This window comes from Tolypothrix sp. FACHB-123 (genome assembly GCF_014697075.1).
In the GTDB taxonomy this organism is placed as follows: domain Bacteria; phylum Cyanobacteriota; class Cyanobacteriia; order Cyanobacteriales; family Nostocaceae; genus Aulosira.
This window is the reverse complement of record NZ_JACJRE010000043.1, coordinates 26,679-41,944: the sequence shown is the minus strand read 5'-3', so window position 1 is coordinate 41,944 and position 15,266 is coordinate 26,679. Positions and strand designations below refer to the sequence as shown.

At 39.3% G+C, this 15,266-nt stretch carries 14 protein-coding genes; 1 reads left to right on the top strand and 13 read right to left on the bottom strand.

Features of this window, described 5'->3' with window-relative positions; all coding sequences use genetic code 11:
- Positions 1-317: 317 nt before the first annotated feature.
- Positions 318-1,172 (top strand): hypothetical protein, encoded by an 855-nt coding sequence (locus H6G41_RS24110; protein WP_190749351.1) that lies wholly within the window; start codon positions 318-320, stop codon positions 1,170-1,172.
- A 61-nt stretch (positions 1,173-1,233) separates the two neighbouring features.
- On the opposite strand, the gene H6G41_RS24105 is transcribed toward H6G41_RS24110, so the two are convergent.
- The 13 genes from H6G41_RS24105 to H6G41_RS24045 form a co-directional block, all read right to left on the bottom strand.
- A complete protein-coding gene (locus tag H6G41_RS24105; RefSeq protein ID WP_190545879.1) occupies positions 1,234-1,683 on the bottom strand; it encodes an HNH endonuclease in 450 nt (149 codons plus the stop codon).
- Positions 1,680-1,919: a hypothetical protein gene (locus tag H6G41_RS24100; protein ID WP_190545877.1), complete on the bottom strand. Its 240-nt coding sequence runs from the start codon at positions 1,917-1,919 to the stop codon at positions 1,680-1,682. The genes H6G41_RS24105 and H6G41_RS24100 overlap by 4 nt, the downstream gene beginning before the upstream one ends.
- Before the next feature lie 118 nt (positions 1,920-2,037).
- Positions 2,038-3,666, bottom strand: coding sequence for an AAA family ATPase (locus H6G41_RS24095; RefSeq protein ID WP_190749349.1), 1,629 nt, complete (start codon positions 3,664-3,666; stop codon positions 2,038-2,040).
- A gap of 2 nt (positions 3,667-3,668) precedes the next feature.
- Positions 3,669-5,159 (bottom strand): hypothetical protein, encoded by a 1,491-nt coding sequence (locus tag H6G41_RS24090; protein WP_190749347.1) that lies wholly within the window; start codon positions 5,157-5,159, stop codon positions 3,669-3,671.
- Positions 5,152-5,487: a hypothetical protein gene (locus tag H6G41_RS24085; RefSeq protein WP_190749345.1), complete on the bottom strand. Its 336-nt coding sequence runs from the start codon at positions 5,485-5,487 to the stop codon at positions 5,152-5,154. The genes H6G41_RS24090 and H6G41_RS24085 overlap by 8 nt, the downstream gene beginning before the upstream one ends.
- Positions 5,488-5,498: 11 nt before the next feature.
- Positions 5,499-7,346 carry a type IV secretory system conjugative DNA transfer family protein gene (locus tag H6G41_RS24080; RefSeq protein WP_242038033.1) on the bottom strand — a complete coding sequence of 616 codons (1,848 nt, stop codon included), beginning with the start codon at positions 7,344-7,346 and terminating at the stop codon, positions 5,499-5,501.
- Positions 7,347-7,372: 26 nt separating this feature from the next.
- A complete protein-coding gene (locus H6G41_RS24075) occupies positions 7,373-7,921 on the bottom strand; it encodes a histidine kinase (protein WP_190749344.1) in 549 nt (182 codons plus the stop codon).
- Between the two features lie 92 nt (positions 7,922-8,013).
- Positions 8,014-9,852, bottom strand: coding sequence for a hypothetical protein (locus tag H6G41_RS24070; protein WP_190749342.1), 1,839 nt, complete (start codon positions 9,850-9,852; stop codon positions 8,014-8,016).
- 10 nt (positions 9,853-9,862) lie between these two features.
- Positions 9,863-10,669, bottom strand: coding sequence for a hypothetical protein (locus tag H6G41_RS24065; protein ID WP_190749340.1), 807 nt, complete (start codon positions 10,667-10,669; stop codon positions 9,863-9,865).
- A 185-nt stretch (positions 10,670-10,854) separates the two neighbouring features.
- On the bottom strand, positions 10,855-12,630 hold the full coding sequence (locus H6G41_RS24060) for a TrbI/VirB10 family protein (RefSeq protein ID WP_190749338.1): 1,776 nt from the start codon (positions 12,628-12,630) through the stop codon (positions 10,855-10,857).
- A complete protein-coding gene (locus tag H6G41_RS24055) occupies positions 12,630-13,430 on the bottom strand; it encodes a hypothetical protein (protein WP_190749336.1) in 801 nt (266 codons plus the stop codon). Before H6G41_RS24055 ends, H6G41_RS24060 begins: the two co-directional genes overlap by 1 nt.
- A 15-nt stretch (positions 13,431-13,445) precedes the next feature.
- Positions 13,446-14,489 (bottom strand): hypothetical protein, encoded by a 1,044-nt coding sequence (locus H6G41_RS24050; RefSeq protein ID WP_190749334.1) that lies wholly within the window; start codon positions 14,487-14,489, stop codon positions 13,446-13,448.
- A 37-nt stretch (positions 14,490-14,526) separates the two neighbouring features.
- Positions 14,527-15,246 carry a hypothetical protein gene (locus tag H6G41_RS24045; protein WP_242038032.1) on the bottom strand — a complete coding sequence of 240 codons (720 nt, stop codon included), beginning with the start codon at positions 15,244-15,246 and terminating at the stop codon, positions 14,527-14,529.
- Positions 15,247-15,266: the final 20 nt, after the last annotated feature.

The window sequence follows — 15,266 nt, the reverse complement described above, 5'->3', positions numbered from 1 at the left end:
CGACTATTATAGATTGGACTAAAAACAATTTAGTAGTTAATAGCTAGGTTTGTAGAATTGCAAAAAAAATATCTTTAATTCCCGAGTTAAATTAAAGATTTGAATGTACTAACGAAATTTTTCTTAAATAACTTTCGCTTAACGAGACAGTTATTTATATTTGTGAATTTCATGCTTACTCACAGCAATTAATTGCTTAGAGGCAAAAGCTAAATTTTTTTCTTAACTATGAGTATCAATATTAAAAATATGCAGACGTAGTACTGCATAGAGCAAGCCTATAAAATAGGTTTTCTACAATTTAAGGATGACAGGTTATGAATCTATCCACAGCCATAAAGCCAGAAACAACAATAAACCATACAAAAACAGAAAGTTTTAAAATTTCAGAAAATATTGCTACACAGATACCAAAAACAATTAATATTCGCTGGTGGTGGAAGCACCACTCGTGGGCAGCATATGAATTAGTAAACGGTATCAAGGTCATGAGTGATAGGCAAATGGCCCTGATTGTTGGGCAATCTAAAGGAAATGTCAAAAATTTTGTCCAGTCAAATAATTTGCAAGTAATACCTGTACAAATTCCTAGTAAAGTCATAATTAAAGGTCATACCTTACCTACAGTAGCGACTTATTTACACCAACTCCTAAAAGAAGATAAGTTAGAGCAACATCCGTTATCTTTGAGTCGTAATGAATGGAAAGAACTAATCAAAGCATTGACAAATAACGATGTACAAAATAGAGAGCCACTTGTACCAAACCCTAGATTTTTTAGCAGGAATTATCAAGTTGTATCAGCCAAGCCAATCCAAATAAAATTAGACAACAACATGACTTTAGAAATTTTAGCCATGCCATCAGGAGAATATCGCATTGGCTATGATGAAGGGTTGAATTGCATTCAATGTAACCCGAATTGGTTGCTGGAAGATTCTCCCAAAAAAGCAAAAACTCTTGCACAATTAAAGTTGTCGCCATCTCCTGTAAAATGTCTTATTCCTGCTTCAGACGGCATTAAACAGATATATACTCTTAGCTGCGATGATTGGTTATCTATTTGGGAGTACTTTGCCAATAAGGGAAACAGACGAGCTACTGCTATTTTGAAAGCTTGTGCTAAAGAGAGCATTAGCTTTAGAGTTGCAAAGTTGTTATCTAGCAGATAGCAATTTTTAAATTTATGCCTTGAAGAGGAATTAAAGCCACCTTAACTCAAGGTTGACTTTCTTATACTTGTCGCGGATCTTCATCCGGTGGATGCCAACCACCTTTGATCCAAAGACGACGTGCTTTGACGATAGATCCTTCGTTATGACGTTCATCATTGAGGTCTAAACGATTACAAGTAGCGCGTCCTGTGGAAGTAATGCCAATAATTTTTAGACCATCTGCTGACCAAATAAAGTGCTCATACCACTTTTGCTGACGTGGATTAAACAGAGGTAGCATCTGACCTGTATCTGGATCAATTCCAGTTGTGAAGTTATAACGATATCCATTACAACGTTGACAAGCTAACGCTAGATTATCGGGGTCATCTGAACCAGAAAGTGATTGTGGAACAATATGGTCAATAGAAAATAGAGCGGCACTTGCTTCTTCTAAAGAATGACAGTATTCGCAAAGAAATTTAGCTCTTTGTCTGACTAATTTTTTAGTGGCATCATTGACTGTCATGATTCAGAAATAATTTTGGCATTGAGCAAGGTAAAAATTCTATCAAGTTCCAATATGCCTGCCAATTCAGCATCTTCTTCTGAAGTTAGCAATCCGGCTTTTTTCTTCTCAGACAGTTCTTCAAGCCGAGACTGTAATTCTTCAGTAAATTTAAATAAATATATGTTCCTAACTTGAGTGAGTTTGATTCCAGATTCTACCCAGAATGAGGGTTGAACCATCATTTGAGTAATCATAAGCGGTGTGTCTCGTTTAATTGAGCGGATTGGTCGTATTGTAACAGCGAATCCTCTTAGGTTTGTTTGAGTTTGAACAGTAGTTGATTAACTGTAGATAAGCGATCGCTTGTTACAGTTAACTGTGAACACATGGTTCTCCCCAATAGGTAGTAATCGCTGGAGCGAAAACCGAAGAGTCTTTTGTCGATGCTGGTTGGCAAATATACTTGGCTCGATTTTCTATAGCCAGTATTCTGTCGGTATCCCTGACGTAGAGTGGTACTATCATTTCCCTTTGTTCCAACAGTTCTGACAACCCAATATGAATGTCCCGTCCCTGATGAAATAATGCACGCGCTGCTTTTTCTACCATTCGTGCTAGTTCAGCACCGTTACAGTTGATGGTTTTGTTGAGAAGAATCCGCCATTCTTTCTCAGTCAGGCGATCGCCACCATTGCGGTATCGTTCGTCAAATCTCGCTAGGTGCATCATCAAAATTTCCTTTCGCTCTATCGCTTGAGGAAAGCCAACGTAGAATATTTCATCAAATCTGCCAACCCTGGTTAATTCTGGTGGTAGTGCGTCGAGTCGGTTAAGGCTGGCTACCACGAACACAGCACTCTGTTTTTCTTGCAACCAAGTGAGCAGAGTTCCCAAGATTCGCCGCGAGTCAATATCTTCACCTGAAGGAGTGGATGCTGCAAACAATTTATCCAATTCATCAAAGTAAAGCACAACGGGAGCGCAAGCTTCTATACGCTCTAGCAAGCGTTTGAGATGAGTTGCACTACCACTCACTACTGCTGCGGTATCCATACACACAAGGGGAAATCTTAAAGTTTTGGCACTGACGTGCGCCGCCAGAGTCTTTCCTGTCCCCGGTGGCCCTACCAGTAAACAACCTTTTGGAAGGGGAATATTCGCAGATCGTGCTTCGGGAGCAAAATCTAGCTTGACATTTTCAAGAAACTTCTTGAGTAAATCTAAACCGCCAAAGTCAGCTACGTTTGAGTGAGAGATAAAGTTTAAGTTGAAAGCACGAAAGCGGTTAATTTTATAATCTAGTAAGTGTAGGGCTATTGTATTACTATGAAACTCTGGACAGGAATTAATTGCTATTGCACATCCAGAACGTATTTCCTCAAGAGTTAAACCAGAAGCAGCATTTACCAAAGCAGATAAATCACAATTATTAGGTAAATCGGTTATTTTTTGGGATAAAGATTTCCTAATAAAATTATCTATGATCTCATGTGAAGGCATCGGTGTAGAGAGATTTGGAATCAACTGAGTCAATGAATGTGGTAGTTCAACATCATCCATTGCTAAAATAATTAAATATTTTGGATTATTGGTGTTTTTTAATTCATAATAAATATTAATTATTTGCGATGTTATTTTAATTGCATGATTTTTCAGATATGATGTTGAATCTTGCTGAATTAAGGATTGCAAATTTTCAAAAATAAAAATACCATTGATTTCAGAATTTAATAAATCATCAAAAGCTGCAAAGATTGCATCATCACGAGGCTGTAATTTACTGGAGTCTACAGTTGGAAAAGTTACACAACGCTCAGAATCAAATTGGACTTGTTTAAAACATCCCCAACCAGCATTCCATAAATAAAGAGGGAGATTTCTGTTAATTGCACATTCCTGGTGAATTTGCTTTAAAACTGTCATACGCTCTGATATTGAAGCGGTTATGCAGACTATAGGTATACCAGAGTCAATTAATAGATTCAATTGGGATAGGTTCATGGCTATCTCTCTAATTCATTACTGTTAATTTTTGGCGATGGGCTACGCCCCACCGTAGGCGATCGCAATGCTGTTGATTCCTGTTGGCGTTGGTAAGCAGGCTGTAATCTGGGTAAGATTTGCTCGAAATATATTAAATCCCGCTCACTCATAGAGCTTTTGAGTTGTCCCTCAGATTTTTCTAATACACTTCCACGTCCATCTTTGGCATAAATATTCACTTTTCCATCGGTAGTGGCTTGCCATTTATAAGAGAATAAGCCATCAATTTCTACATCTCTTTGGTGAGCGATCGCATATTGTACAAGCGCATTAGTAATCTTATCTATGCGAGCAAAATACTCAGCTTCTTGCTTACCTACTGGAGTAAAGGAAGCAGGAATAGGTTCATGGCGTTTAAGCGATCGCTCTAAAGCATTAATATCTTTAATATGCGTAGGTTCCAAATTTCCAGCTTCCACCCGCACACCCAAATTTGTAGAACGAAACTGCATTAAAAGTTTGCCTGTTTCTGATTCCGTAATTTTATACAATGAACCATCACGAGAGATTTGGTATTGAGTCGCTTGGTATTCTAAAGCTCCTGGGTGCGTCTGAGTATGAAATAAGGTTTTTAAAGATGTTGCAATTCGGTGTTGTGCTGAATGTTGTTTAAATTCTTTAATTCCCATCTTCACAGCATAATTCACACTCTCTACCACAAGTGAGATATTATTAATTGATTGCTGCCACCAAGAAAAATTTTGTGGCTGTAGCAACCTTTTTTCAATTAAGGTTTGATACACATTTTGCTGTTGTCGTAATGCTTTGATTTCTGCTTGTAGCTGGACAATTTCATTAGCCAGTAAATTTTTGAAAGGACTATCTTCTAAAGCTTGGAGAGATTTTATTACTCGTGTTGAGCCTGGATTATTAAATAAGTTTTTATCTTCTTGTACTTCTTTTTCTTCTCTACCAGTACTATTAGTTAACAATTCAGGATTATCAAATTGTTTTGGATGCTCTCTGTTAGTAGGCTTATCCTCATCAAGCATCTGGTAATTGTTTGTAGATTTAACTACTTCAGGGTTGGTAGACTCCTCCGCATCAAGCGTCTGGTAATTTTTTGTAGATTTAACTACTTCAGGCTGTAATAAATTATTAATAATTACCCTACCCTGTTCATCAGATTGCAAAACAATGCGTCCATCTAACTCAACTGTTTTATTAGTCGCTCCTTCTACCATACCTCCCACTCTTGCAGAACGCAGTTGTTGTAGCTGGACAATGATTTGAGGATTTAAAAGTTGTCCTGATAATCCCGAAACTTCATCACGGAATTGATTTTTATCATGTCCATAAACAAGTCTGTTACCATCAAATATTTTTAATCCTTGGCGCTGATTATCATGTTTGGCATTGAGTAAAGTTTGCAACAAAACTTCTATTATTTGTTCATAATGCCTTTGAATGGCAGCAGCTTCTCCAGATGCAACCTTAAATATATCAGTCATGGTGATAACCTCCGCCAACTTCTGTCAACAATTGCAGTCGATTGATAACTACCTCATCATTTACGTAAAAAGCTCCAAGTTCTCCATCAAATAACCAAGCAATAAATTCACTTTTATCGAGAGAATTACGAGTGCTTTCATAAGAAATAGAATTCAATACTCTACCAGCTAATAAGCCAAACTGGTCAAATATTTCTATAGTCTCTGGGCAATAATTTACATCGAATAAAGGCTTATTCGATGCTTCAATAACTATGTGTTGCCACTGCGGATAACGTGCTAAGACAGACGAAACTTGTTTACTCCAATTAACCTGTGAAGATTTCATTCCCAAAACCCCTAAAAAACATTGGCAACTTCTTCTGGAGAAGGCAGAGAATTAGATTGTTCAGGCATAGGAAATAATTTTTCAGCTAATTCGCGCCTTTCCATAAATTGCTGAGAACGTTCAGAGTCGCTAATTTGCACAGAATTGTTTTGAATCAGTCTGTCTCTCACAAAATCCCACTTTCCTTCCGACCAGTTCATCTCAGCAATATCAGCAGCCGGAACTTTTATATTCTGCAATATGGGAACATAAGCTTCTGTGCCGCGAGTGTAAGCTGGATTGATAATTACCGCCTTACCCGTACTCATCTTGGCAAATTGTGCTGCTTCAAATAAATGGCGTTTTTGATGCTGTTCGTTAGTGCTGTGTGAAGCACCTCCTTTTCCTGTACTGCGCGATTTGGAATTAAATTTGATTTCCGTCTCGCCCAAGTAGTCACTGAACAACTTTGCAGAGTCCGGATCTTGCGGGTTGAAAATAAACTTGGTGGCTGTACCTCCTAAGATGGCCCGTGTCAGTTCTTTACCATAGACTTTCTCTAACTGGACAATGTTTTGATATCCCAAAATCCCTACAAAACCGTCTTCACGGCTTTCATTCAACCAATTGACAAGGGCTGGCAAGTACAAAGTGGGTAGTTCGTCTAAAGCCACTACTAACGGGTCTTTTCTGGGTAGGATACGGGATACATTGCGCGTAACAATCATGTGTAAAATAGCCGCCAGCAGTGGACTGATAATGTCACGGTTGTTCCTGTTTAGCCCAAACACAATTAGCTGTTTACCATCCAAGTCCAGTGGTAATGTTGTCTGACCACAGAATGCGCCCACAAAGTCTTTCTTGAGGAATCGCTGAAATATACGCTGCGCGGTTCCAATAATGCTGGCAGTAGTTTTTTCAGAGTCCTTGACGCTGATTAGCTGAGATAATGGTCGTGTTGTCCAAATTTTCAGCTTGTCCTTGGAAGCAGCTTCTAATCTTACTGGCAGATTGGGTAAAGATAAAATTGCTTGCGCCATCATCAGATCGCAATATTTGTCGTCACCAGTTAGGGTTTTAACTGCCTTGGTGAGTAGTAAAATACCCTCAACCAAACTATCCCCAGCTTCTTCAAAGAATTTATCGCTGCTGGTATTACCCCCACGGTCGAAGTTACGCGAAATGACGCTGGTAATTTGACCTGCTGCGATCGCATCTTCCTCGTCTTTCAGCAGATCTAGAGGATTGCAGGTTTCACTTTCAGGAAACCCTGGCGCAAATATTCTGACGGTGTAACCGCGCTTCATAGCGTAAGCTACAGCCCGTTTGGTCTGTGCGGGATATTTGAAATCATACGCACATACAGGAAAACCCTGGTCAAAAGCGCTACGAATTAGAGGGTCGATTACAGAGAATGTCTTGCCGGAACCTGCTGCACCTATAACGGCTATTCCTCTTTGGACATCAGGAACGTACAGAGTAGAGTTAGGCGATATTAAGTTGTGTAATTTTTGAGTCAGAGTTGGTTTGGCTTTCAGTAAACCTGCGGTACGCCACTCATTTTCAATACGCGATCGCATTTGCTGAGGTGTACCAATGTAAAGTGCCGCACAATTGCGCGTAGGATTAGATATCTGCTGTTTAGCTTTACGTGCAGCCAAAGATTTTTCACGACCACCACCCCAGTAACTGGTAGCAAGTTTACCTTTGCGATTCCCACCCGAAAGAACTCGAAAAATAGCAAGTGCAATCAAGCAACTCAAAAGTACCAGACCAGACTGCGATTTCATCAATTCTGTCAATCTTTGAATTTGTAATGTCTCTAATTTGGCAGGCGGTACTTGAATCCCTAAAGAGTAATTTGAAGTTAAATTTTTCATTAGCTTGTATTATATACATCTAACTTTTAGTTGCTACTAAAAAATTCTTCATTAAAACGTATAAATCTTTTATTTTGGTAGCAATATTTGGTACGAGATAGTATGTTCTCATTCAACGTCGGTTGCGTAATTACCAAGCAAGGAAATTCACCAGTTATTGTGTTTGAAGCACGCATTAACTCTTCTTTGGGTGGTAAGTTTGGATTAGCGATTAAGGGCAAAAGCAACTTACCGGATTCGTGATAAATCAGATAAAGACAACCACCCATACCACAAAGCTGAGGTGAGCGTAAATCAAATATGTATAAATCTCCTGCACCTTGAGATGGGATTTGCATGACTTTGACTGATTTGTCATCAATCCTAGCTATGGAATTTAAAGATAGGACTTTTTTAATAAGCAATGGTGGTGCAATTTCTTTGGCATTTCTCCATGTTGTTGTACGATTTTCATTTGCAATATGGGCTTTGAATAAAAATGCTGTAACAAGGAAACTGAAAATAGTAGCAATAGCTAATATTGCTTTATATTTAAACAATTTTAATCGGATGAATTTATTAAATTTTAATTGCATATTATATTCTGCTTAATGTTTTGAATAAATCCTGAAATGGAAAACTCATAACTTGAACCAAAAATACAGAAATTAAACAGGATTTCTTTAGTCTAGGAACAGCCCATTAATTGCAGAGATTGAAAATATTTAGCAGATGTTTTGTTGCTATATCCTCTGACTGATATTTTTCCATCCACATCACTGACAGCCATATCGATAGGGATACCTACACCAGCGAAATTCATTTGAGCAGCACGTTCAATTAATCGCTCGCCTATAAAAGGCTTTTGGGTCATTGGGTCGATTTGTTGAGATGCGCTGTTCAGTAAGTTGGTGATATCAGCTTTAATTAAAGTTTGTTGTTCAGCAGGTGAAAAATATTGCATCATATCCTCACCTGTAACTTTTTCACCTGCATCCAATTTAGATAGAAACTCTGCACCCCCAGATTTACTGGAGATAATCTTTCGTACATCTGGACGATATGACATAAACTGCATTTCACCGAGTCCACGTCCACAGTTACCGGATGAGTCGCAGACATAATTACCGATTAAGTTGTAATTTTCTTCGACACTAGAGAAAGCAGCAATCAAAGCATCGATATTTGTTCCTGATGAATGAAGATTCTTGCAATCACCTTTAATTGTGGGCAGTAAATTAGACAACTTATTTGTTGAACTATCAGGAGATTGTTTAAATCTAAATCCCGTACTCTTCAATCCTGTGGTTGTGGAAACTGAATTAGAGCTTTCTCCTGCAATTAACCCTAAAAATATAGGTTCTTGCTCTTTGAAAGTCATGAATGGTACAGGCCCAATAAAATAGGGTGTACAGCCTAAATCCACAAAAGTATTCCGCATACAAGCCCGGAAGAATAAAGCTTGAGAAATCATGCCATCTACTTCTGAAATATCCCACACTGCGACTTTGAAAGCATCACCAAAGGGATGACGACCTGTTGGTTCTTTACCCCCATTCGCTGAACTGAGGATTCCCTTACCACCCTTAACTAGTTGATATTTACCGCTAACCCAGGCTTTACCTGAAACTGAAGCTGAACCAGATAATTCTATGTGAGCGCAATCTTTTTGACATGGCACAGCAAAGCCTTCTTTATTACTACCAGAAATTGTGCGATCGCGCTGTTGTTCGTCGGTTGCAAAAGCAATATCAACAATACCTACATTTCCACCCACAGCATTAATCGGATTAGGAAATTGAGAAAACGGTACATCAGGCAACCCAGGAATTTCATTAATATGGACACCTTGCCATTTTTTAAATGCACCAATTGGTGTTGTTACCAAACCAGGAATAGAATCCAAACTATAAGATGCTAAGTTCAAAGATGCAAACTGTAGTTTTCTTAAATGCGGGGACTGTTGCAATAGCTTTCCTATTGGTTGATTGGAATCAAAAGAAGTTTCTAGTTTTTGAGATAATAAATCCAAAACTGGTTTAACTTCAGCAATAGGTGTATCTTTCAAATCAGGGACAGCATCGCTTAAACTCTCCAAAGTTTGGAATTTCATTACGCCAAATTTGTCTAAATCAACTTGGCTTAAATCCAAATCAACAGTTTTGGCAATATCACTTATTGATAAATTTTGAAGTTTGAAAGCATCCTGAAAGTCACCTAACATCATGTAAGAATCAGGTGTCTGTCCAGCATTCCAACTACGTGAGGGGTCGTATCCCAACTTTTCCGCCACACCTGCTGGTACTTGAAAAGAACCAGATTCGGCAATACCAGGCATTTTAGCAAAGGTAATTTGATTCCAATTAGGCAGACGAGTATTTTGCCAATTGCTTGTAGGAACGCCCGATTGTCTTAACTGAGAATTTGATAATCCTTGCTCTTGTGCTGAAATTAAAGTTGTACCAGAAATTAAGATAGTTAAACTTAGCCCAGATATCAAGCTAAAAGGAATTTTCAGGAATTTCATTGCCTTAATTTCAAATCTTATTTGAGTAATTTGATTGATTTACTAAACGCTGCCTTAAAGTATTAACGGGAGTAGTTTGTCCCAGTTCTATCAGCCGATTAACTAGCTGCAAAGTAATGCCAGCTTTCCGGGCAGCATTAGATATTGATTCTCCTGACTTCACATTTGTTAAAAAGTTTTTTATTCGCTGCCACAAGGGCGATTCAGGCGAAATTAAACGTTGTTTTTGGGCAATTTCCAGACCCCGACTTATAGCTTGTAAATTTTGATAATGTGGTAGAAGTTCTCTAATTTCAGGTTGTTCTTGAGTGTGAGGTGTAACCTCGATTGTGTGATATTTGGGTTTTGCATTAGCTGTAGCGACCCGAAATAAATACACTCGCCGCCCAGAGTTACCTTTTGCTACTACTGTCAGCAAGCTGCTATTCATCTTCGGCAACTGCGGTATATCTATTGGGTTGATCCGTCGCAGATGTAATACTGTTGCCCCTGGAGAGTTACATTCACGTCCCAAGCCTGACAAACAACCATCAACATCAAGAGAAGCGATCGCTGGATTATCTAACCAAACTTTCTCTACTATCTCACCACTGGAGATAAAGGAAATATTGACTCCATACCCCGGCGATAATTCAATTAGAGGTATTTCACTTCCACTCTGCCCAGTGGCTGTATCCTGTGAAATACGTCGCAGTCCTTGAGGAGTTTGGCTGGAACGAGATGTTTCACCTGCAACTACTGGTAGAAGGCTAGTAGCAAAAGTTAGCACAGTATAGATGGAAGCAGTTAAAGTCAAATTTTGCAGAAAAACTTTCATCGAATTCATACTGAGTAAATTATGTGCTGGGTTAAAGCAGTCCCAATAAAAAAGGGACAAGGGAGACAAGAAAAATAATTCATGACTCTTGCCTGTTGCTTCTTTCAACATAGAGAGCAGAAGGGATAAGATTTTTATGCTCTCTGGGTAATTGTGGGGGTATACCTTGAAAGAGTAATGAGTGTTTAAAATTGAAAAGATTGGTTGACAAAAACCTGAATATCTGAGCCTGCACGGACGTACCAAATTGTTTTTCGTTGTTCGATTTCTCTTAGCGATCGCTTATTTCGTTCTAAAATTTGTTCAGTCAGAGGTTCAAATCCTCCTTCCAAAACTGCACCCAAGATATTAGGGCCACCTCGCCTGGTGGAAGAAAAAGTTGTTGTACCACCAAACCCAGTGGAAGTTGAGTATTGTTCGTCTTGAGGTTGATTGAGTACCTTGCCCACTTTAGCCAAAGAACCAACTACGAATGTTTCTGCATCTCGTGAAGCAATTTCGCCACCTTTATCATTCGACTTTGATGCCATTAATGGACGGCCGGAGTTGCCGCGAATAGTAATTGCTCCTGGTGGCAGCACATACTCCTTACCATCCATCACAATTTGGGTTGCTTCCAGCTGCACAAATCCTGATTCCTCAATGTCTCGTACATGGACAACAATTTGAGTACCTTTTGGTAAGCTAACAAAACCATCCTCTTCGGTTAGTGGTTCAACAAGCTGGACAATAAACTTGTCTTTTTGAGCCGGAGCCACTGATTTTGCATCAATATTATTAGTTGAACGTTCACCCCAAATTAACGGAGTAATTAACTTTCCAGATGCAGTTGCGCCCACTGTTAGTTGTCGCACAGGTACACCTGTAACAATTGCATTTTCTTCTGTGTAGAGTGGTTCTAGAGAATCAGCAGTTTCCACAATTGTGTTAGCAACAGCTAAAACTGGGGTGGCACGAGGAATTATTATTGGTGAATTTCCTTGTCTGTTCGTAACAGTATCTACAGCACTATTATTTGGTTGTTCGTAAGTTTTGGTTGCCAATTCATTGTTAGTCGCAATTTCACTACTGCCATAACTTCCTAATCTATTAATTGCCGCCCATTGTTGCATTGGGTCGGTAGATTGGTTTGTATGAGGCGATATTGGTATTGTGCTTGTGGTATTTACTGGCACTTTACTTACAGGTGGTTGAGGCCGAGAAACTGTTGTAAAACGAGGCGAATAATATTCTCTTGGTGTTGTTTGACGAGGGACATAAGCAACTGGAACTGGACGAGAAATTGGTAATGGACGCACATCAGGTGGAGTCTGTTTGACTGTAGTTCGTTTATTTAACTCATCCTTAGTTTGGTTACGCACTTTGGCTACAGAAGTTTTAGGACTTTTGGAACTTTCTAAAGATTTGATTTTTTCAACTTGACTTCCTAACGCCAATTCTGCTTTTAGTTTCCCTGTTTCTACTTCTTGGGGTTTTATGTTATCTGCAAGTTCTACTGTAGGCTGGGCAGAACCTTGCTCCACAATTTTTGGTGCAGCTTTTGGTCTACCGGAAATAATGATATTTAAAAAAGTAGCTCCTACACCGAATATCACAAACAATCCCAAGCCTACAACACCAAATTTAGAAAATGGATTAGTGGAGAAATTTTGTTGTGTTTTACCTAATTGTGGGTCATCAAATAACTCATGGGGTGCTACTACATTTGGCGAAGATACTTCAGCTTGATTTTCGGTATGTTCAACTTCTTCTGAAGTTATTTCATGTTCATTCACTTCGGAAGAAGTTGTTGAAGTTACCGCAGGATATACATAACCGAGTAATCGCGCCAGACTTTCTTCATCCCATTCATCATCAAATTGTTCATTGAACTCTTGTTCATATTTTTGGTTAGCCGTAGTAGGGTTTTCTTCTAATTCAAGAACATTTATAGGTGTTTTACCATTTTGATGCTCAGGCATTATAAATTCTCCTGTGGTAAATCCCGTATTGCATAAATTTCTAACCCGCTAGCTCGCATCTGATAAATTGCTGCTGCTAATCCATCATTTGTTGTAGCCATATCAGGAGCTTCAACGGCTTGTACGAAGATTTCTTTATTAAAGGGAATTACTTCTCCCAATTTATTTCCTTGGTCAAATATGCTCAGGTTAGCAACCATTTTGACTTTCCACTTACCCTCAGCAATTTTGATGGGAGGTTGAATAGAAAGTGGAACTAAAACTACTTGCGTTGTTCCCTTGAAAACTGCTGGTGGTGTAATTTCAGCTAGTATTTGCAAAAATTCTTTGCGGAAGTCTTCCGATAAAGCATGAGATGCTTGCCATGCTGAAGAAGTTACTTTACCACTTCCGTTACTTGAAGAGCGAATATCTATACCAGTATCTGGCTTGGGTTTAGCAGCTTCTTCTACTGTAGTGGGTGGTAGCGTTCCTGACCAATTCATCATCAAAGTCATTGTGTCAGAAACAAAATGTAAAATAACTTGAGGAGTACGTTCTAAACTACCTATTGAGGCAACTTTAATTGATTTGCCTGTTTCTAATTGTACTAGAGACGGAGGTGCTTTTCTACTCAACTGTGAGTAGGAACCATACAGTAGCAACAGTAAGAACAGAGTCAAAAGGTGCAAGCTAAAAGTGCCTACTGCAAATAATGCTAAAGTATCACCAGTAGAAATGTTTTTAGAAGAAAGATTCAAAAATCTCAACCGTTTGTGTTTAGCATTTCTTGAGCCGGAATGTCGATCTGAACTAGTCATAAACTGAAAATTTAGTTACACTTTTTTAACCAATCTGGTAACTACAGAAGAAAGCCCCAAACTGGCAACACTAGAAAAACTTCTAAAAATCGCCATACCGCCACCCGCAGCCAAAACAACAGATAAAATTGGTGCGAGAATACCAATAGCAAAGGCGAAAATCATGGGGTCGTTATTATCAGCATTCAGCACCATTGTGGCGACTAACCCAGAGATAATATTGAAACAAAGCTTGATCATTCCCACAGAGAAGAAGCCAGTTAACCATGCAAAAATCGCTTTTTGACCAACGGGAAGTAATGAACCTCCCACAGCCAAAGGCCCTAAAAGTGCAGTTAATAGCATGGAAACTTCAACAATCCATTGAAAAGCAATACCAAATGCTAATAACCAACCACGTAGAGTTAATTGAAAAATGTTGGTGTTAAATAATTCGCCAATACCTTTCATCCAACCGGGGCGATTATCTGTTTGAGTTTCAATTTCTTGGGCTTGCCCAGAAGCTTTTTGCAAACACTCAGCTTGTTGAGTTGGATCGGCGATCGCATCGCACTGGACAATTAATGCTTGAATGGCATCGGCGTTACCAGTCTTGAGCATTACTTGCTGATATGCTTCTTGGAGTTGGATAGAAGCAGAAGTGGTTGTCAGCAGAGTGTTGTTTGTTTGATTAATGATGGCTCTCAATCCTTTAGTAGCGATCGCCAGGGGTTGAGCATTGTTGGCTAGCAAAACTATCACTACTATGGGCCAAATCATTTCAGAGAAAGCTTTCGAGTTATCACCATCCACTATTTCCCGTGTCCATTGGACAATGAAAATCAGCAGAGTGCCGACAGCAAAGAAAACTCCTAGTGAGGCGATCGCACTGTACAATCCTCCACCGAGTACGTCATCCCAAAGTTTTTCCATTGTCTGTGCGATCGCTTCACTGGCAGCTGCACCATCTTTAGTAATCGTGGAAGCTGCTTGCCCTGGATTAGGAGTTTGGGTTTGTGCGAGCATCAACTCATATTTCAATAATTGCAACAATCTTCGCCCTCCTTCTTCCTTTTTCATGCATGGCAATGAAATTTTTTGGGCATTAGGCTACCTTTTAGAACAACCGCGCTTGGGCTGCTGTCCTTAAATTGTTAAACCCCTGATCCACCGTTTGTTTCTGATACGCTTGCTTTTGACCATCTAAAGAACGGGAAATATTTGTCAAGTTGAGGTTCGCCAAATTTTGAGACTGCCGTAATTTCAATCCATCAGCCCGCATTTCCCCTAAAATTGCTGCGGTTTGGACATTTTGTTGAGCAATTCGCTTCATGACATTCTGGGTGACAACTTCATCTTGAGCAGCATTAGCATCTACATAAACTTGGGCAACTGAATTTTGGGTTGTTTCAATTCGCTCTTTGGTGTGTTGTTGGCCTGCTTTGCTAAGAATACTATCTGCTTCTGTACGGGTAATTTGGCGGTCAATTTCATTTGTGGCTCGTTCAGCTGCATTGATGGCACTATTTGAAGTAGCTGCACTATCCTCAGCCTTTTCCCTGGCTGCATTAGCATCTGGTAAACCCAATACACCCATTGCTTCCGTAATCGCAGCTTGCAAATCTTTACCTAAGAACTTCGTTAAAGGTTCCAGTTTTTGAGCCAGGGAGGAAGCATCTTGAGTGAATGGATTCAATTGCTGTCGCCATTGCTCGAAGAATCTTGCAGAGGAGCTATCTTGAAAAATTGGTAATGAAAATGCCTGAGCGCTAGTGAATCCAATTGCAGAGACGGCGATCGCTCCAATAATAGTAGCTCGCTTAATTTTGTGCATCATCACTCCTCCTTTTTTGGAGA